Here is a 20,721-nt window from a genome sequence, read left to right as displayed (position 1 = left end):
TTATCACAGGCAAATTTTTTATGTTAGACAGAAGCGTACCGCCACCTATTTATTCGATTCAAAATTTTTCTCTGAAAAAACCTATTACGCAAGTCCTTAAAAATCAAATACCTCTACATTTTGTCAATGTAGGGGTACAGCCTGTACTTAGTGTGCAGCTGATTTTTTCTCAAGGCGCATACTTAGCTGATAATCCTACAGTTAACCATTTTACAGCCAAGATGCTATTAGAGGGTACAGAGAAAAAAACAGCCTCTCAGATTACTAATGAGATAGATAAATATGGGGCTGCTTTGGATATTGGCGCAGGTATAGAAGAGGCTTATGCCGATTTTCACTGTTTGAATAAATACTTACATCACTTATTAGATTTGGTGATAGAGTTACTTTCTTATCCTACTTTCCCTGAGCATGAATTAGAAAAACTCAAAAGCATAGCTATACAAAATATTCGAATCAACAACGAAAGAACCAGTTTTATTGCCAGCAATAAGTTTAGAGCCAATCTTTTTGGAGAAGACCACCCCTACGGATATACTACCACAGAAGAAGCTGTTAATCAACTGGATACAGAAATACTACGTCAGCATTTTCACAAGATTTTTTATCAAAAGCCTTTTCGGGTAATTGTGGCTGGGGCTTTCGCCGAGAAAGAAATGAAGCTCATCGGGGATTATTTGGAACATTTACCTACTGAACACGAATGGACTAAAAATGAAAAGGAATACTTAAAGGTTTCAAAAACCGAAGCCGTCTATATAGAAAAGCCCAATGCCGTACAAACCTCTATACGCATAGGAAAGGAAATTTTGAAAAGGCAGGAAAAAGATTTTACTGTACAACTTGTACTAAATACAATTTTAGGTGGTTACTTTGGCTCTCGCCTAATGAGCAATATCCGCGAAGACAAAGGGCTTTCTTACGGGATTTCTTCTCAACTTAGTATTTTGAAAAATGCTACTTACATGATGATAGGTACTGACGTAAAAAAAGAGCAAAGGCAAGTTGCTTTGAATGAAATCTATAAGGAAATTCAAAAACTAACACAAGAACCTGTCAGCCAAAAGGAGTTGGACTTAGTCAAAAACTATATGAAAGGAACATTTGTAAACTCACTGAATACCCCCTTTGCTATTGCAGACAAGTTCAAAACGATTTATAGTTTTGGGCTTTCCGAAGATTACTATGATTACCATATACAGCGAATCGATGCGGTTACTGCCGAACAAGTTTTAGCGTTAGCTGAGCGTCTTTATAAAAACGACCTTCTTGAGGTAATGGTAGGATAAGCTCTATTAGATTATAGCACATCTGAAAACCAAAAATTACAAACAAGCCAAGTGGTTATACTAAAAATCGACTTGAAAATGTTATCTTTGTTAAAAAATGCCAAGATTATAAAAAAACTATTCAAATCATTATCAAGTCCTGTATATCTCCTTGTCAATCAAGGTGTAACTGAAAAACTTTCTATCAGAGAGAGTTCTCGCATCAGAAGAACAAATATTATTGCTATTTTTCTTATTATCAACACTTTATTAGGACTTTGGTTAGGTGGACAAGTATCAATTACCGCAACCATAGCAGAGTGTGTTGCTTGTTTACTTTATGCCAGCAGTATCATTTTTAATCGCTTTTTAAAATATCGTACTGCCAAAGTCTTGCTTATATGTTCAGTAAACATAATAGCTTTCTTATTTTCTTTTCACATTATTCATGCTTTTACCTATCTTTTTTTCATTCCTATCTCTTTCTTAGGTTTTGTTGTCTTTCGCAAAAAAGAATATGTTTTTATTGTTTTTGCTGTTTTACTTTCTTTTATATTATTTATAACAAGAGTTTGGTTGAGTATAGAAATCTTTAATGTACCTACTATCAATCAACAAAGTACAGATTTAGCGAACAAAGTAATAGCAACCGAGCTATTCGTCGTATGCCTGATATTGGTTTATTACATGTTTTTAGAAAATGACAGAACCTCCTCCCTACTCGCCAAAGAAATCAAAAAAGCCCAACAATCTGAAGTAGAATTAGCTAAATATCATCAGGCAAACCTCTACCTTACGCAGAGTACTGTCATACGCACAGGGAGTTTGCAAGAAGCCTTGAACGTAATAGCAAAAGTTGCCTCAGAAACTATGCAAGTCAGTCGGGTCAATATCTGGCAGTTTGATGAAAATTATACACAAATTACTTGCTTAGCCCACTACGATTTAGAGCAAAAAGAAAATATAATTGGAACAGTAATAAAAGCTATTGATTATCCCATTTATTTTCAGCATCTATCCCAAGCAGAATTAACGACAGCTGTTGATGCAAGAAATGACGAGTTTACCAAAGAGTTTAAAGAATCTTATTTAGAACCCGCAGACATTTACTCTCTATTGGACATTCCTATCAAGATAGAAGGAAAAATGCAGGGAATTATTTGCTTTGAGCAGACCAAAGAAAAAAAGGACTGGACAATCAATGAAAAAGAATTTGGACTAAGCATCGCCAGTATTGCCGCCTTAGCCATAGAAACAGCCGCCCGCAAGCAAATGAATGCACAACTCACTCAGTCTTTAGAAGCTAAGGATATGATATTAAATATTTTAGCCCATGATTTAAAAAACCCAATCAGTGGAACGATTACTGCCTGCGATGTGATAAAAAATGAGGCTGATAGGATACAAGACCCAGAGGTAAAGGCTGAAATTGAGATGTATGCTGAACTGATTACCCAATCTCAAAAGCATGCCCACAACATTATCCAAGATTTATTAGAAACTATCAAATTAGAAGCAGAAAAAGCAACTGCTCTTATAGTAGAGAAAGTAGAGTTAAATGATTTTATCCACCCCATTTTCAATTCTTTTGAAGCCAAAGCAAAAAACAAACAAATCCAATTAACACATAATTTTTATCAACAAGAATTGTACGCTGACATTAATCCTACTAAATTTGAAAGAATCATAGAAAACTTGATGACCAATGCCGTTAAGTTTACGCCCAAAGGTGGTAGAGTATCCCTTTTACTGCACGCAGGCAATTTGCATCACCTAATTATTGTGCAAGATAACGGCATTGGGATACCCTTAGAAAACCAAGCTATTGTTTTCAATAAATTTACCAAAGCTAAAAGAAAAGGTACAGAAGGCGAACCCACTAACGGCTTAGGCTTGTTTATTTGTAAGCAAATCGTAGAAATGCACAAAGGAGAAATATGGGTAGAAAGCAAAGAAGGGCAGGGAAGTGCTTTTTACGTAAAGATACCCAAAGCCTACTGATGATTGGACTAAAATAAATATGACTATGAAATATAGAAAAATTATTTTCTTAGCAAGTTGTGTGGTTTTTATGCTTACTGCTTTTAAAGTTCAAAAAAATACAAAGGAAGTAGCAGTCAAAGAAAAACTTTCTGATTATGGGTTCTTTGCAGGCAAGTTAGCCGACTTGAACCCCAGCGAAGGAGTAATTCCGTATCAACTCAATACCCCTTTGTTTTCAGATTATGCTGAGAAGCAACGATTTATCAAATTACCCTCAGGAACTACAGCCCAATTTCATGCCATAGAAACTTTCCAATTTCCCAAAGGAACGGTACTCATCAAAAATTTTTACTATCCTTTTGATGTCAGAGATAAAAGCAAAGGAAGACGTATTTTGGAAACTCGCTTGCTGATTCACCAAGAAGAAGGCTGGGTAGCCTTGCCTTACATTTGGAATGAGGAACAAACAGAAGCCTATTTAGACGTAGCAGGTGATACTAAAGAGGTAAGTTGGAAAGATGAAAAAGGGAAAAAACAAGTTTTGCAATACACTATCCCTAATGTAAACCAATGCAAAGGTTGCCATTTAAAAGATGGAAAAATGACACCTATTGGCTTAGTGGCTCGCCAACTCAACGGAAACTTCCCTTACAAAGAAGGTGAAGAAAACCAACTGCTCAAATGGAAAAAATTAGGCATTTTAGAAAATCTACCAGAACTTTCGCAAGTGAGTCAAGTTCCCGTATGGGCAGATGCCAACTCAGGTGATTTGAACAGCAGAGCAAGGGCATGGTTAGATATTAACTGTGCATTTTGTCATAATCCCAAAGGAGCGGCAAGCACTTCGGGGCTATTTTTAGAATATAATCAAGACAATGCGACTGCCTTAGGAATTTTCAAAAATCCTGTAGCGGCAGGCAAAGGCTCTGGAAATCGGCAGTTTGACATCGTTCCTGCACAGCCCGATAAATCTATCTTAGTATATCGCATTGAGTCCAATGACCCCTCAGAGATGATGCCCGAGATAGGAAGAAAAGTAGTTCACAAAGAAGGTGTTGCACTTATCAAGGAATGGATAAAACAAATGAAGTAAGATAAATAGTTATTATTTTTTATTTTAATTGTTTGTATATCAACGGATTAAGACAAAGCAAGTGTGCTTTTGAAGTCATGGCTTAACATTTTTTATACCATGACTTGATAAAATACTGAAAAATACTCCTTATCTTAGATTTGCTAATTGCAACAATACAGTTTCAAAATCTGAACTTAAACACCTAACTTTATGAAAAAAGTATATTTCTTAGTGTCCATCTTTTTTATTAGTAGTACTTCTTTGATATATGCCCAACTCATCAGAGAAACTTCTGCTTCCATGAGTTTAGGACACAACAACGCTATTATGTTGGAATTAGATTATGCTGATGCAAGCAAAGTGCTTGAGGTATTCAACAAATATGTCAATGATTTCAAAGCCAAAACTAAAACCAAAAAAGGAGAACTCTTTGCAGATAATGCCTTGATAAAATCTATAGGAGGCAATAACACCATAGACATCTACGCAAGAGCCGAGAAAGGCATGAACAAAGCTGTACTTACAGTATGGTTTGACTTAGGTGGGGCTTATCTGTCTTCCAGAAGCCACCCCGATAAGTATTTGGAGGCAGAGAAATGGCTAAATGAATTTGCCAAAATCATGGTCAAAAAAGGCATAGAAGATGAACTGAAAGCAGAGCAAAAAAAGCTAAGTGAATTGGAAAATGATTTGAAAAATCTCACCAGAGACAAGGAAAAATTGGAAAGAAACATCACCAGCGATGAGAAAAGCATCAAAGATATGGAAAATAAAATAGCACAAACCAAGCAGAACATAGAAAAATCAAAGCAGGACATCATTACCAACTTAGACCAACAAAGAAATAAGAATGACGAAATAGAAAGACAAAAAGAAGTCATCAAAAAAGTGGAAGCTAAGTTAAAAGGCAATTAAAAGTTTTAGACAAAACAAGCAAATATTATGGCTATTACAAGACCTTTCAATTTCAAGCAGTGGATAGATGAGCATCGCCATCTGCTCAAACCTCCCGTAGGGAATCAGCAAGTTTACAAAGGCAACAACGACTATATCGTCATGGTAGTTGGAGGTCCTAATGCACGCAAAGACTACCATTACAACGAAAGTGAGGAATTTTTTTACCAAGTAGAAGGAGATATTACTTTGAAAATCATAGAGGACGGACAGCCCGTAGATATTCCTATCAAAGAAGGTGAAATCTTCCTACTACCTCCCAAAGTGCCACATTCCCCACAAAGGAAAGCCAATACAGTAGGTTTAGTTATAGAGCGTTACCGCAGAGAAGGAGAAAAAGATGGGTTTATGTGGTTTTGCGAAAAATGCCATCAAAAACTCTATGAGGAGTATTTTGAACTGACCGACATTGTAAAGCAACTCCCCGTAGTGATGAAAAAGTTTTATGATTCAGAGGACTTGCGTACCTGCAAACAATGTGGAGCAGTCATGCAACCGCCACAGCCCGTAGGCTAAAATATTTTTTGAGGTTTAGAATTTTGAAGTAACACACATGGACATATACCTACACAGATATTTACTAAAACTAAAACACCATTTTAAGATTGCAAGAGATGAAAGAAGCGTACAACCCACATTGATTGTAGAATTATCTGACGGACAAATAAGTGGTTACGGCGAAGCAACCACCAATACTTACTATGGAATCACGTATGAAAACATGTCCGAGGTCTTAGCAAAGGCAGGAGATACTCTCAAAGATTATTCTTTTTCTACGCCCGCTCAACTTTGGGAAGATTTGAAGGATATTTTCCACTCTAACTCTTTTGCTCAGTGTGCTTTAGATGAAGCCGCCTACGACTACTACGCCCAAAAGTTGGGAAAACCGCTCTATCAAGTTTGGAATTTAGACCTCAGTACTATGCCCCAGACTAACTATACCATAGGCATAGATACCATAGAAAACATGGTAAACAAACTCAAAGAAATGCCTTGGAATATTTATAAAATTAAACTGGGAACGCCACACGACATTGAAATTGTCAAAGCACTCAGGAAACATACCCAAGCAAGGTTTAGGGTTGATGCCAACTGTGGCTGGGGTGTAGAAGAAACTATACGCAACTCATACGAATTGAGAAAGTTAGACGTAGAGTTCATAGAGCAACCTATGAAAGCAGACAATTGGGAAGGTATGAAAGAAGTGTATCAGCATACTGCCCTTCCCATTATTGCAGATGAAAGTTGCATTAGGGAAAGCGATGTAGAAAAATGCTTCGGACATTTTCACGGTATAAACATCAAACTGATGAAATGCGGTGGGATTACTCCAACTCTTCGCATGATTCAGAAAGCACGCCAACTCCAAATGAAAGTCATGGTAGGGTGTATGACCGAATCATCTGTAGGAACATCTGCCATCGCACACCTCGCTCCTATGATAGACTATGTAGATATGGACGGACCCTTACTGATAAGCAATGACATTGCCGACGGGGTCAAACTAAGCATAGAAGGTACTGCCTTTCCACCCAGAAATGGCTTAGGGATAGTCTTACTTCCAAATCTCCATTAATTGTATTTGGCTCTTTCTTGGAAAATCTTTTTGACCTTAGCCTCTAATTTGAGGGCTTTAGGTATCAAAATCTGATTCTCAATGAGTGCATGTTCTGACAGTTCATGCTCAAACTGTCTGAGTTCTGTGTATAACACTTTGAGCATGAACGGTGTGTTTTCTTTGATTTCGTAGTTATTCGTCATTTCACGAATACCCTCCATATCATCGTCATCAGTAGTATGAGTAGTAGCAAACTTGCGGATAGAGTATTTTTCCATATCAAAATAAATCTTTGAAAGGGGCATCTGATGATACACTACATCATCTAAACGCATAATATAGTTAAAAATCTCTGCTTCCTCTTCTAAGATATGGTGAACAAAATCCTCTGCAAAGATAGGAAAAGCTATTTTTAAGTCATTGACAATCTCATCATAATAAGTATCAGTAGTAGGTAGGTTGGTATGAACTACTAAATCGAGCATATAAGGTAAGCGACGACGCATAAAAACGCGATGTGCCTGTCTTAGATAGTCTATGACCATGTCCACAGGATACTTAGAAAGTCGTTCAAAATCTTTGCTTTGTTGGCTTTGAGAAGTTTTTAACTCCAATTCTTTCAAGACCACCGTAGGGCTAATGTGGCGAGCAATACACATGGCTTCTAAGGTCTTATAGGGATATTTGAAAAAATCAATACCAAATTGGTGCAAGACCGCACCAAAGCTATAATTCTCTGCCACAATTTCTGCTAAACTTTTGCTCCACATACTTGCCTTTTGTTTTTGCTACTTTAACAACTAAATGATAAACTACTTAAAACTTATACCTATAAGACTTGAGCAGCCTTATAGGTATATCTATTTCAAAATTTATGCAAATATAAGATTTTTTATGTAGTAAAATCAGTAATAGGCTAAGATTGTTTTTCTTCTTCTGCTATTTTTTTCAAAACCAACAGGGGAACTTTTGTTTCAAAAGCAAGTGATTTGGTAATGCTGGCATTAAATAGTTTTTCATACCAAGGTCTTTCATAACTTGCTACGCTCAGCATAGAAGGTTTACTATAGTTTACGTATTCTTCTATGCTCTCTGCTATCTCCTCGTCTTGGTCTTCGGTAGCTACGAAAGTCATTTCTATATTTTCATATCCATATTTTTCTTTTATATTTTTTAAAAAGCCCTCTTTATCAAAGGCTTCTACATCAGTAATCGAGCTGTGCAAGTGGAAAATCTCTATCCTTGCGTTAAAAAACTTGGCAAAGTCGAGCAAATCTTGGAAAAAGCTATCTACCTGCAAAGTAATAGAAGCAAGGCTTATTTTTTCTACTGTTTTTATTTTGCATTTCTTGGGAATCATCAGCACAGGGCAAGGGGCTTCTTCCAAAAGGTTAGCTGACTCGCTTCCATAAAAGAAACGCTGTATTCCATTGGATTTTGATTTTCCTATAATGACCAAATCTACTGCTTGCTCGTTGATAGTGTGCAATACATTGTCTAAAAACTCTCCGTGCTTTACTATCCAATCAATTTCAAAAGGTGGTCTTTCTAACCCCAAGCGGTTCAGAACCCTTTGACTCAAATTTTGCAGCCTTTCCCAATTTTGAGTAAGTTCATACTCTACCAAATCGCGATACACATTGCGCGGTGTTCTCTCGGGTACTTGGGTTTCAGTAGCATGGAAGAAGATAAGTTTTACATCTTTTCTGTTAGCAACCATACGCACTGCAAACTTCATGGCTTGCAAGGTATGGGGAGAAAAATCAGTAGGAACTAAAATAGTTTTCATATAAAACGGATAAAACTTTAAACTACAAAATTGGCAAATAGATTTCAAAAACTAAAATATTACTTGTTTACTTTGCAGTTCAAAAGTCATTTTTTGCTTTATTGAAATGTCATTAGATAAAGATGCTTTGTATATGAACAGGGCTATGGAGTTAGCCCTCCATGGACGGGGAGAGGTCAGCCCTAATCCTATGGTAGGTTGTGTAATTGTTTATCAAGACAAAATCATAGGAGAAGGCTATCATCAGAAATACGGCGAACCTCACGCCGAGGTGAATGCAATTCATTCGGTACAAAACAAAGAACTACTTTCTGAATCAACTCTTTATGTAAATTTAGAACCTTGCTCTCATTTTGGGAAGACTCCTCCCTGTGCCGATTTAATCATCAAGCATCAAATCAAAAAAGTAGTAGTAGCCAATTTGGATACCAACCCACTTGTTGCGGGCAAAGGCATTCAAAAACTCAAAAATGCTGGCATAGAAGTCCAGATAGGGATTATGGAAAAAGAAGGGAAAAGCCTCAACAAGCGTTTTTTTACCTTTATGAAACGTATGCGTCCTTATATTATCTTGAAGTGGGCAGAAACAGCTGACGGGTATATTGCTAGAGAAAATTATGACTCTAAATGGATAAGCAATTCGCTATCAAGAAGATTGGTGCATAAATGGCGAAGTGAAGAAGATGCAATCATGGTAGGGACTAATACTGCCTTTTACGACAACCCCCAGCTTAACGTAAGAGATTGGACAGGACGCAACCCTATTAGGATAGTCATAGACAGAAATCTAAGACTTCCCGCACATCTACATCTTTTTGACGGTAAACAGCCTACTATCTGCTATAACTCGATTAAAGATAATATCAGCCCCAACGTAGAGCATATCAAAATCAAAGAAGGGAACTTTATCAAGCAAGTAATAGAAAACCTCTATGCCAAACGCATACAATCAGTACTGGTAGAGGGAGGCAGTGGACTTATTAACTCCTTGTTAGAAAATGATTTATGGGACGAGATTCGGGTTTTCCGAACAGCTATTTGCTTTGGAAAAGGCATCAAAGCCCCTCAAATTAGAGGGATACTTTTTGATAGAGCTACTATACAAGACAATGACCTACTCATTTTTAGAAGGGGGGACGAGTGGTAAAACCTTAGTCAAAAACAGTCTGCTTTTCAGGATTTTCCAAAAACTCAAACATGAGTGCTATCTGCGAGTGCAAGATTCTATCCTGAGAAAGTTCAGGAAGTTGGTCTAAGGCAAAGAATCCTACTCCCTTGGTTTCTGTTCCGCTTCTCAACTCCCCTCCAATAATTTCACAAAGAATAAATAGCTTGTAAACATAAAAAGGTGAAGGGGGGTGTCCTTGCTTTTGTTTATCTAAGACAGCTAACAACCTAATAGGCTTTACCTCTAAACCTGCCTCCTCTTTAGTTTCTTTGACGGCTACTTCCGCCGGCGAGTAGCCTATATCAGCCCACCCGCCCGGCGGACACCAGCGGTTGTCTATAGCTTCTTGCACCAAAAGTATTTGCTTCTGTTGGAATACTATTGCCCTTACGTCTGTTTTAGGAGTAAGATAGTTTTTTTCTTCTGAAAAAAGTAGTTTGATTTTTTCAGGAGGTACCTCTGTGAGGTCTTGCATCATTTGGAGGCTGAGGTCTAAGAGTTCCTCATACCTATCTCGGTCGTAATGGCTTTGAGTAAAATTTAACCCTATTTGGCTAAGTGCATGGATACGCTTGATATAAGCTAACCATTTGTTTTCCATAATATTTTCTTATAGCTTATTGAAAGTTCTTACTGTTTTTTCTTTTCTTGATTCTTTGGTACGCTAAGTTGTTCTTCCTCTTTGCTTCGCCTTTGCATATCCTCTACCTTGTCCATTTCCTCTGATTCCTCAAAAGCCTTCCAGTCAAATTTTTCGTTAAAGGGGTCAAGGGCTTTTTGAGGGTCAAACAAACATTTGTCTATGGGCAGTGCTTTGTAAGGCGTAAAGTCAGGCTCAGAGGTAAACATATCAGACATGTCGGTAGCCCCAGCATCATATTGATTCAAATAGGGCAAGCCCAAGATATGCCAAAATGTTTTAAAGATACTACCAAAACTATAATGTATATGGCTTACATAGTTTTTCTTGGTATAGGGAGAAATCACCATAAGAATACTGCGGTGTGCGTCTATATGGTCGCGTCCTCCCTGAGGGTCGTCTTCCGTGATGATGATTGCCATATTTTTCCAATAAGGTGTATTGGACAAATACTCCACTATCCTGCCTATCGCAAGGTCGTTATCCGCCATATAGCTTTCTAAGAAAGGAAATCCTGCATGAGGTCTTTCTCTCGCTCCATGGTCATTGGGAATGATAATGGTCAGGACTTGGGGGAGGGGCTTGTTCGTGCTAAGCCACTTTTCTTCAAATTCCTTTTTAAATATATCAACTCTAAACTGGTCAGGAATCGCCATGTTGTAGGTAGGATAAATTTTGGAAGTTTTTGCAAAAAGAGGTTCAGGCAGGGGATAGTTCACGATATACTTTACTCCGCCATATTTGAGCGTGCTATCGCTATACAAGGCACTTCCCATTTCTACCCCAAAGCCAAAGTTGAAAAAATCAATTTTATTTCTGTCCAAATGTTCCCAAATAGAGCCTGCCTCGTTGTAATCCTCGGGGAAAATTGCTCCTGCCGCCCCTACAAAAGCCAAATTTCCTTTTGCCTTAGAATCTATCCTCATACTGCGTTTCCCCCCATAAGCGGCGGCAGTACTGGTTTCCACCCATTCATTAGGGTAAGTTCCTACCAGCCACCTATGCCCATCGGCTGATACATCAGAGTCGCAGTAAAAATTATCGGACATAGCAAAACGCTTTGCTAAGGCATGGTGATTGGGCATGACATCTACTCCTGAGAGTTTCAAGTCCCCTTTTCTATTGGCAAAAGTACGATTAAGCCCAAAGCGCGCCAAAGTAGTATCGCCTTTGCCATTCGTATTTTGGGCAAAAACCTCATCGTAAGTACGGTTTTCTTTGGAAATAAAGACGATGTACTTGATAGGTGATTCAGAATACTTAGAATAGAGAGGAATGGGGTTAAGAGTAGGCTTTTTGGCTTGTTCAGAGGGATTAGTTATTTTCTCAAATTTAAAATTATTTTCTACCACTTGCTTAGTAAAGTTTTCTAATTCAATATCTTGAGGGATAGTAAAAATAGATACTGTGCCTTTCATCAAAGCACCGATGTAGCTTCCCTCTGCTCCTGCTTGAAAATCTTTTCCCCCGTTAGGTCCGCTTCCGTATCCTTTGGCATTGGCAACGATGAGTTTTTTACCGTCATTGCTTACTTTGAGTTTAGAAGGAAACCAGCCTACGGGCAAATGACCCAACAGTTTCAAACTTTCTACGTCAATTACCCCTACTGCATTGATGCCTGCCTCTGCCACGTACAATCGCTTGTTATCAGGAGAGAGAGCCAAGCCAAAGGGAATGACTCCTCGCAAATTGCCTAATCGCTCATCAAGCACAAGGAAAATATCTTTGACTACTTTGTTAGTTTTGATGTCAATAACAGAAATGCAATCATTGTTCCCATTGCTGACAAATACATACTTATCGGTAGCTACCACCGAGTTTGGGCTGGAACCACCCACTGTAGGGAAGTCCTCTACTTTTTGCCCTACCAAGTAGCCCGTTTTGATTTTGGCAGTAGTTTCTTTTTTTGCCAAGTCAATCGCCCAAATAGAAAAAGCCTCTGGCGCATTGGGGTCGCCAAGAGGAGGGATACCCAGAGAGTCATTACCTTCTCGCATTTCTTTGGTGTTGTAGCCTGTGCTTGCGTAAGGTCTGGAAGTATTTTTCAAATCTTTCAAATCTACATCTTTAAGGAATTTGTACTCAAAAACTCCCACATTAGCAACATAGGCTTGCTTTTCGTCAGGGGAGAGTGCTATGCCAAAAGGATAACGCCCTGTGGGAACATTGGCTATAAGAGTTTGCTTTTCAGTATCTATGATAATCAGGCGGAAGTTGATTTGGTCGACTATGTAGAGCGTTTTTCCGTCTTTGCTCAAAATCATATCTCCCAAATAACCATGTGTAAAATCTTCATTTTCTATCTTCATCGCACAGTTGATTTCTCCCTTTTTCTGATTGGTATTCAAGTCAAAAATAAATACTTTATTGGTTTCTCCACCTGCTACGTAGAGCGTTTGGTTATCAGGAGAAATCGCCAAGCCCATGAAAACGGCTTCTAAAATACCTTCATCAGTTTTTGCTCCTTCGGGAATTTGCTGAACGATAGGATTCTCGCTCAGCAGATTTTTTATTACAGTAATAGAAAAAGGTGAAGTTCCTGAGTTAGCAGTTACAGCTATGTTTCCATCTGGGCTGAGAATAAGTCCATAAGGATGGGGAGCGGTCGTTATTTGTTTCCCAAGTGGCGTAATAAATCTCCCATTGGGCAAAATAGTTTTTCCATTTTTATCTATTCTCACATATTCGCTACCCGCAGGGGCATAAGCTATCCACTGTCCTTGCTCATTATCATTACTTGTACTGCACGAAGCAAGAAATAAAAAAATAAAAAGCAAAAAATAACTATTTTTCATACTTTTGAAGGGCTTGAGTTTGAACCCAAATAAAGCAAGAATAGAGGAGATTTAGGTTATGCAAGCATGAATTTATGATGAATAAATACTATGGCTTTTATGCTAAATTCTAAAGCCCATCACCAATATATCATCTACCTGTGAGCTATTTCCCTCCTGCATCCAAGCCTCTAAGGTGCTATTGAGTATGGCTCTTTGTTCTTGCATAGGCTGGGTATGAATCTCAAAGAGTAGTTCTCTAAAACGCTTAGTCATGAACTTGCGTCTTTCTATCCCTCCAAATTGGTCTTGGTAGCCATCAGAAAAAATATAGAAAGTAGTTGGCACGGAAATATCTATCAAATGCCTTTTGAATGTATAAGAAGTATTCTTATTAAAACCTCCAATAGGGAAAATATCTGCTTTGATGTAGTGCAATTGGGGTGTGCCAGCATCATCATTTTGTATATAGATAAGTGGATTACCTGCGCCTGCATATTCCATGACTTGGGCTTGCTTGTCTATAATGCAAATCGCCATATCCATACCGTCGCGGTTATTGGTTTCATCTTGTTGGAGGAATACCTTTACTTGTCTGTTCAGGGTATTAAGAATTTCGTCTGCTTGGGTAATATGCTGTAAGTTAATAACTTCATTGAGTTTTGCCTCAGAAATCAAAGACATAAAAGCCCCTGGTACCCCATGCCCGGTACAGTCTATTGCCGATACGATGATTTTACCTTCTTTCTCCTCTAACCAATAAAAATCTCCACTGACTATATCTCTTGGGCGGAAAAGAATAAAATGGTCTTGAAAGTACTTACGAAAGTCCTCTGCCAAAGGAAGCATTGCCGATTGAATCCTCTGCGCATAATTGATACTTGCGGTAATTGCTTGATTTTTACTGTCTAATTCCTTATTGGTTGCGGCTAAGACTTCTGCCTGCGCTCTGACTTCCTCGTTTCTTTCGTGGAGTTTTTTAGTCCTTTCTCTTACTTTCTCTTCTAAGTTTTCATAGAGCAAGGCATTTTCTAAGGAGATAGAAATTTGGGCTGAGAGTAGCTTCAAGATTTCTAATCGGTCAGCCGTAAATACGCCCTCTACCAAGTTATTTTCTAAGTAAAAAATTCCTGCGGTTCTACCCTTATAAGTAATTGGGAAACAAAGTACTGACTTGGGCTGATGGGTTTTGATGTAGGCATCGGTATTGTACTTTTTATCTTCTGCCGCATTATTCAATACTACCGAATCTTTGGTGCGAATTACATAGTTCACTATAGAAGTAGCAATTCTCCCATATTCTTCTATGGGGAGTTGGTCTATAGATTGGTAGTTGCCTACTCCATTGGATTCTGCTATCACTTTGAACTGCCCTCCCTCCGCTCTTTGCAAGAGTACCGCAAACTCTGCTCCTGCATTTTCCATGACTATTTGGAGCATCTTTTCTAATAGCTTGCTCAAAACTACCTCTCCAGAAAGCGTTTGAGAGGCTTTGATGATGCTTCGCATATCCAAGACAGAACTCATCGTTACTGTGCCTTGCATACTCATACTGCCTGTAATAGTAGCACTTTTAGAGAGCGTAATGGTTTTACTTGTAGTAGCGGTGGCTGTTTTGACGGTAAATTGGCTGATTTGTGGATATTGATTTTCTAAGTGCTTTACTTTCGCTAATGCTCCCCAAGCTCCGTAGCAACGGACAGCATTTTGTAAGTAAAAATTAGCCAAATAGGTTTCGTTAGTGTTTATGTAGAATCTGCCTGCCAATTCCCATGCTAAAGCCTCATCGTTGATGAATTGGTGCTTATTAGCTAAGGAAATGGCTTTGTCGTAGTGTTGTTTCGCAAGTTCTGGCTTGGCATCGGCTTGGGCTAACTCTGCCTCTACCAAATAATATTTCTGCAAACTATTGTTAGGACATAGTTTAGACCAGACTTGCAACTTTTTTTGGTTCTGTCTTATTCTGCTAAGTTCTTTCTTACTTCGCTCTTTTTTATTTAGAATAATAAGCGAGTCATAAAAATAATAAAAGTATAAAAAAGGCGACCCCATAGCCGTTCCCATATTTTTTCGTGCTTCCTCACTATTTTTCCAAGCATTTTCATTATCTCCAAAAAGATAACTTAATATCATCTCATCAAACAGTACTGTAAAAATGTGTGCTTGGTCTTTGGAGGCTTCTCTCTTTGCCTTGTTATTTTCTGAATGGTAGAAATTACCAGCTAAAATTGTGGGGTTGTCAGTTTCTTGGGCTAAGTTAGCTACTAACTGTTGCAAAGTTAATGAGTGTTGATAAGACTGCTCCTGCCCTACTTTTAAGCAAACTTTGGCACTTTCTGCACTTTGTTTTTGCAAATCAGGCAGATATTTGCCCGACATGAAGTAAAGCACATCGGCAAGAGTGATGCAGTAAGCGGTAAAAAGAGGGTCTAAACCATATTCAAGGGATTTTTTGTAGGCATTTTCCAAACCCTTGGCGGAGTTTTGCAGAGGCTCTTTCCAGTGGTAGATAAAGTAGTTATTGACAAAAGCAGTTTTTGCTTCTAAGCGTTTTACTTTCCACTCTACCAACAGTTTATCTGCCACTTTCCCAAAGCGATAGCCAGTTTCTATGTCGTTCAATACCCCACAAAGCAATAAACCATAAGAGGCATAGGAGTAAATCGTATCCTCTGTATTGCCATATTTTGCTGCTAACTTGACTTGATTAAAAATGATGATTGCCAGCAGTGTAGGCTCTGCAAAATAAGCGGCTTGTCCTATCGCTTCGTATAATCTGATAAGAGCCTTCGCTGTTTCGTCTTGCATAGGCGGGAGCTGTGCAAAAGACTCCGGAGTCTTCCCACGGATAGCCATTTTTAAAGAGATTAGACTCTTAACTATATCTAAATTAGAGGCTTTGCGTGGTAGATGAATCTTAAACTCTTTCAGTATTTCTATGCTTTGGTCAAGCATTTGGGCTATTTGATTCTGAGAAAGTAGGGCTTTGAGTTGGATTTCATAGATAGGTGCTTTCTCAACTACATTCTTCGCATGAGCTAATATACCTTTCCCTATTTCGTTTGCCTCTTTGAACTTACTGCAATAAAAAGCATTCTGAGCGGCAGTTTTATAAACTTGATAGGTAAAACTATAATCTTTTTCCCAACAACTTGGCTCTAATAGACTGATACTGCTTTTGAGATAATCAAAAGCAGCCTCGAAAGCAGTAGAATCTTCTGCTTTCAGACCCGCTTGGTAATTGAGGTGTGCCAGCCTTGCTTTTTCCTTTTGGGTAGTAATTAGGCTAATTCCTAAATTTAACTGATTGACCAACTCAAAAAGGTTTTCCTCTTGCTCTTCCTTGTCCATAGAAGCAACAAGGGCATTCCCAATATTAAAATGGGTTTGTATTTTTTCTTCTTCACTAATGAGCGAATAAACAGCCTGCTGAATACGGTCGTGAGCAAATTTATAATTATTAAAATCGGTAGGTAAAATCAAATTTTCTGCAACGGCACTTTCTAAATCTTGATTGATTTGCTCACTATTTTTTTTGCTAATCAGTTCAAGAGTATGCAAATCGAAGCGATTGCCTAAGCAAGCCGCAATTTTTATGGTTTCTTGGGTAGTTGGGGGCAGTTTTTCTATTTTAGTTACTAATAAGTCAATGACGTTATCTGTAAAATTGAGCTGTTGTATGTAATAAGTATCCCATTCCCAAGCCGCTTTTTGTCCGTAGGGTGTTTGTTTGATTTTGAAAGAGAGTAACTCCTGTTCGTATAAACTTTGTAAAAACTGATTGACAAAAAAGGCATTGCCTTGTGTTTTTTCATAAATCAACTTAGCAAGTGGCTCTGTGTATTCCAAAGAACTGCCAAGCGTATCTACTAACAATTCGTTGATATTGGCTTGGGTAAGTGGAAGAATTTGTAACTCGTTGATTGGTACTTGTGCTTTTCTGATTTCTTCTATTCCCATCATGAAAGGGTGCGAAGGCGAAACCTCTTGGCTTCGATAAGCACAAATAAGTAGCAAATAATTGACTTGCTTTTCTTTTAACAGAAGTTCCAATAAGTTCAAAGAAGCAATGTCTGCCCATTGCAAATCATCTAAAAATACCACCAGGGGATGTGCAGGCTGAGCAATAATTTTGACAAAATGTTGGATTACATGATTGAAGCGGCTTTGTGCTTCTGCGGCTTCCAAATCTGCTAATGCCGACTGTTCCCCTATAATTAGTTCTAACTTAGGAATCAAATCAGTCAGCAATTTGGCATTCTCCCCTACTGCGTCTAATATTTTCTGCCTCCAATCTGCCAAAGCTTCCGCCGTTTCAGTAAGCAAAAGGCTAACAAAATCCTCAAAAGCCTGAATCCAAGCCTTATAAGGAATATTTTTCTGAAACTGCTCAAACTTGCCCTCGATAAACCAACCTCTTTTAGCAGTTAAAGCTGGGTGTATTTCATGGATAAGCTGTGATTTTCCCGTTCCCGACGCTCCGCTCACCAACAGTATTTCTGTACTCCCCTCACTTACTCTTTCGTAGGTCAAAAGTAACTCGGCGATTTCTTTTTCCCTTCCATACAATTTTTGTGGAATTTGGAATTTAGCAGAGAAATCTTTTTGACCAAGTTGGAAATCGGCGGGGAGGTCTGCATTAGTTTCTATGGATTTAAGGACTATCTCTAAGTCATTTCTCAGTCCTAAGGCTGATTGATAACGAGCCTCTGTGCTTTTGGCTAAAAGTTTTTGTATGATTTGGGCTACTACTTCTGGAATTTGTATATCCAAATCATTCGCTTTGGGTGGTGTTTTAGCGATGTGGCAATGCACTAATTCTATAGGGTCATCTACTTCAAAAGGCAATCTTCCTGTAAGCATCTCAAAAAAAGTAATTCCCAAAGAGTACAAGTCGCTCCTGTGGTCCACTGTACGATTCATTCTTCCAGTTTGCTCTGGAGAAATATATGCCAGCGTTCCCTCTAACTTGCTTGGGTTGCCTAAGTGCTGAGCTTTGAGGCTCATCTTGGTCGAGATTCCAAAGTCTATAATTTTTACCTCATTGGTTTGTGGGTTATAAATGATATTATTCGAGTTAATATCTTTGTGTATGATATTGTACTGATGAATCTGAGCAAGTGTATCAGCAATTTGGATAGCTACCTTTAAAAAAGTAGCGATAGAGTTTCTACTGCTTGCGAAAAACTCTTTAACAGTTATGCCCTGCACATACTCTAACAGTATGGCAGGATAGCCATTGACGTTTTCTTTCCGAATAGCCTTCCGTACTCCACTTACCTCATGGAGTAACTGAGTCATCATCAACTCATTACTAAGTTGGTTATTTTCTAAGGCATGCGCCTGATTACTCTTAAGTACCTTTATGAGGCAAGGTTTTGTACTCTCAGAGGCTACCTGAAAATACAGAGCAGAATAATTCCCATCGTACAGCAATTGGCTACTTATCGGAAGCATAAGTGTAAATCACTTTGACTTTTTTTATAAAAAAAAATAGCTATATCAAAATAATAAGACAAGATATTTATCTAAGGTATAGGTAAATTTATTTTCCTTTCACGAGTTCTACGAATATATCGTGCATGGTTGGAAGTTCCTCCTTAAATGAAATTATATTGGCATATCGCATAATTTCATTGATGAGTTCGTTATTAGTCCCATGTAAAATTTTGACTCGACTTACAAAGTTACCATTTTCATTTGGTTTTGACTCTATCAATCTGAACTGATTTGATACTTGCGTAAGTTTCTCCACAGTTTCTACTAAAAAAGTATGTGTTTTATAATCTTCTTTGATAAGTCTTTTTTTACCTTCCAATATTTTTTGAGCTTTATTAATCAAAGTAATCTCGTCGCAGAGTTCCTCTACTGTTTCCATACGATGCGTAGAGAAGATAATCGTACTGCCTTTTTTTCTTAGTGCTAAAATTTCATCTCTAATAATATTTTCATTTACAGGGTCTAAGCCTGAAAAAGGTTCGTCTAAAATAATCAGATCTGGCTGATGCAAGACAGTGGCAATAAACTGCACCTTTTGCTGCATACCTTTGGAGAGGTCTTCTACGTTTTTATTCCACCAACTTTCAATATCCAACCGTCTGAGCCAGTCTCTAATCCGATTTTTCGCTTCTGCCAGCCCTACCCCTTTCAAGCGGGCTAAGTATAGCAACTGTTCTCCTACTTTCATTTTGCGATATAGTCCTCTCTCCTCAGGCATATAACCTATGTCTTGGATATGCTTTGGGGTAAGCGGCTCGCCGTGCATAAGTATTTCTCCACTGTCGGCAGCAGTAATCTGAGTAATAATCCGAATTAGGGAAGTTTTACCTGCGCCGTTAGGTCCGAGTAAACCATAAATGCTTCCCTTAGATACATTGATGCTTACATTATTCAATGCGGTATGATTTGCATATTGCTTTACCACATTTTTAACTTGCAAAATATTCACAAAGGTTATTCGTTAGCGTTTAAGTAATTAATAGGCAAAAATACTTAATTTCAAATTTAAGAAAACTATTCAAATCATCGTAATTTTTAGCCTTTTTTTCCAAATTACTGCTATTTTTTTCAAAAGGTGTGTATTTTTGTAGGTCAATTTTTTGCTTAGAACTTTGAGTGCTATTCTCTATTTTGATAAACCTACAATCCATGAAAAATACAATTTTACTTTTTTCTTTCTCATTATGCTTACTGGCTTGCCAAACTGAAGAAAACGCAGAGAAAAAGATAGAAGATGCTTTACTTAGACTTTCTCCCAAAGAATTGGATTTCCAAAGAAAGAACGATTCTTTGATGTTAGTAGTGGCTAATTACTTGGATTCTATTAGTATCTTACAAAATGATTTGAACGAGGAGAAAAGGAAAAAAGTGAGGAACGTAGGCATTACAGAAATGCGTAGGAAACTCATGGAGATGGAAGCTCTCTTAGGACGTACTCAAGAGCAGGTGAACTTATTGGAAGAAAAATTGGTCGTTCAGCAAAATCGTCAGACTACCAACGAAGCCCAATCTGCTGAAACTAATATCCAAAGCCCTCCTATTCCTACTACTAAACTCAACAACTTGGGATTAAAAAAACTAATAGAGCAACTCAAAGTGCAACTCAGAATGAAAGAGCAGGAGATAGCTCTTCTAAGACAGGAGTTAGGAGAACTGAAGATTACAGTAAACATGCTACAAACAGAAACTGCTCATAAAGAGCAAATTATCTCTGTTAAAAGTCAAGAATTAGAAAGTACCCAAGAGCAACTCAGGCAAGCAGAAGTACGCGCTCAAAAGATAGAGGAAGAAAAAGCCCAAGCCCAAGTCAATGAACTGATTGCGAAGGCAAAAATAGAAGAGCAAACAGGCGACAAAACCTCTGGGCTATTCAATGGAAAAAAGAAAAAACAACATTACAAAGAAGCGATTGATTTTTATAAGAAAGCTATTGACATCTGTGAAAAACACAATTTTGATACAAAAGGGCTTCTTGCTCAAATTGAAATGCTGAATAGAAAGGTAAATTGAGGA

General features: G+C 38.1%; 14 protein-coding genes. 8 read left to right on the top strand and 6 right to left on the bottom strand.

The features are described 5' to 3' along the window. Positions 1–20 precede the first annotated feature (20 nt). The 6 genes from BM141_RS07800 to BM141_RS07775 all read left to right on the top strand — a co-directional run bounded on the left by BM141_RS07800 (position 21) and on the right by BM141_RS07775 (position 6,856). Complete coding sequence (locus BM141_RS07800; RefSeq protein ID WP_091543485.1) at positions 21–1,289, top strand: M16 family metallopeptidase; 1,269 nt, start codon at positions 21–23, stop codon at positions 1,287–1,289. A 78-nt stretch (positions 1,290–1,367) separates the two neighbouring features. Further along, positions 1,368–3,269 (top strand): sensor histidine kinase, encoded by a 1,902-nt coding sequence (locus tag BM141_RS07795; RefSeq protein WP_091543481.1) that lies wholly within the window; start codon positions 1,368–1,370, stop codon positions 3,267–3,269. A 25-nt stretch (positions 3,270–3,294) separates the two neighbouring features. Beyond that, a complete protein-coding gene (locus BM141_RS07790) occupies positions 3,295–4,344 on the top strand; it encodes an SO2930 family diheme c-type cytochrome (protein ID WP_091542823.1) in 1,050 nt (349 codons plus the stop codon). Between the two features lie 192 nt (positions 4,345–4,536). Further along, positions 4,537–5,241 carry a hypothetical protein gene (locus BM141_RS07785; protein ID WP_091542820.1) on the top strand — a complete coding sequence of 235 codons (705 nt, stop codon included), beginning with the start codon at positions 4,537–4,539 and terminating at the stop codon, positions 5,239–5,241. A 27-nt stretch (positions 5,242–5,268) separates the two neighbouring features. Next, on the top strand, positions 5,269–5,796 hold the full coding sequence (locus BM141_RS07780) for a 3-hydroxyanthranilate 3,4-dioxygenase (RefSeq protein WP_177217303.1): 528 nt from the start codon (positions 5,269–5,271) through the stop codon (positions 5,794–5,796). Positions 5,797–5,833: 37 nt separating this feature from the next. After that, a complete protein-coding gene (locus tag BM141_RS07775; protein WP_091542817.1) occupies positions 5,834–6,856 on the top strand; it encodes a dipeptide epimerase in 1,023 nt (340 codons plus the stop codon). Here the strand turns inward: BM141_RS07775 and BM141_RS07770 are convergent. Together BM141_RS07770 and BM141_RS07765 are read right to left on the bottom strand one after the other, a co-directional pair. Beyond that, the gene (locus BM141_RS07770) at positions 6,853–7,608 is read right to left on the bottom strand and encodes a hypothetical protein (protein WP_091542813.1); all 756 of its coding nucleotides are present in this window, start codon (positions 7,606–7,608) and stop codon (positions 6,853–6,855) included. The genes BM141_RS07775 and BM141_RS07770 overlap by 4 nt on opposite strands. 146 nt (positions 7,609–7,754) lie before the next feature. Then, positions 7,755–8,627, bottom strand: coding sequence for a universal stress protein (locus BM141_RS07765; protein WP_091542810.1), 873 nt, complete (start codon positions 8,625–8,627; stop codon positions 7,755–7,757). A 106-nt stretch (positions 8,628–8,733) separates the two neighbouring features. Here BM141_RS07765 and ribD point away from each other — a divergent pair, with 106 nt between their 5' ends. Beyond that, positions 8,734–9,774 carry a bifunctional diaminohydroxyphosphoribosylaminopyrimidine deaminase/5-amino-6-(5-phosphoribosylamino)uracil reductase RibD gene (gene ribD / locus BM141_RS07760; protein ID WP_245764014.1) on the top strand — a complete coding sequence of 347 codons (1,041 nt, stop codon included), beginning with the start codon at positions 8,734–8,736 and terminating at the stop codon, positions 9,772–9,774. Positions 9,775–9,778: 4 nt separating this feature from the next. On the opposite strand, the gene BM141_RS07755 is transcribed toward ribD, so the two are convergent. From BM141_RS07755 to BM141_RS07740, 4 genes are all read right to left on the bottom strand, one after another. After that, on the bottom strand, positions 9,779–10,396 hold the full coding sequence (locus BM141_RS07755; RefSeq protein WP_091542808.1) for an NUDIX hydrolase: 618 nt from the start codon (positions 10,394–10,396) through the stop codon (positions 9,779–9,781). 29 nt (positions 10,397–10,425) lie between these two features. Next, a complete protein-coding gene (locus BM141_RS07750; RefSeq protein ID WP_143090847.1) occupies positions 10,426–13,230 on the bottom strand; it encodes an alkaline phosphatase family protein in 2,805 nt (934 codons plus the stop codon). 102 nt (positions 13,231–13,332) lie between these two features. Continuing rightward, entirely contained in the window at positions 13,333–18,666 is a 5,334-nt protein-coding gene (locus BM141_RS07745) for an AAA family ATPase (RefSeq protein WP_091542806.1), read from the bottom strand. A gap of 88 nt (positions 18,667–18,754) precedes the next feature. Continuing rightward, positions 18,755–19,633, bottom strand: coding sequence for an ABC transporter ATP-binding protein (locus BM141_RS07740; protein WP_245764013.1), 879 nt, complete (start codon positions 19,631–19,633; stop codon positions 18,755–18,757). Between the two features lie 224 nt (positions 19,634–19,857). Here BM141_RS07740 and BM141_RS07730 point away from each other — a divergent pair, with 224 nt between their 5' ends. After that, positions 19,858–20,718: a hypothetical protein gene (locus tag BM141_RS07730; protein WP_091542796.1), complete on the top strand. Its 861-nt coding sequence runs from the start codon at positions 19,858–19,860 to the stop codon at positions 20,716–20,718. Positions 20,719–20,721 lie beyond the last annotated feature (3 nt).

It is taken from the genome of Thermoflexibacter ruber, from assembly GCF_900113045.1.
Lineage (GTDB): Bacteria > Bacteroidota > Bacteroidia > Cytophagales > Thermoflexibacteraceae > Thermoflexibacter > Thermoflexibacter ruber.
This window is presented reverse-complemented; position numbering and strand designations above follow the sequence as displayed.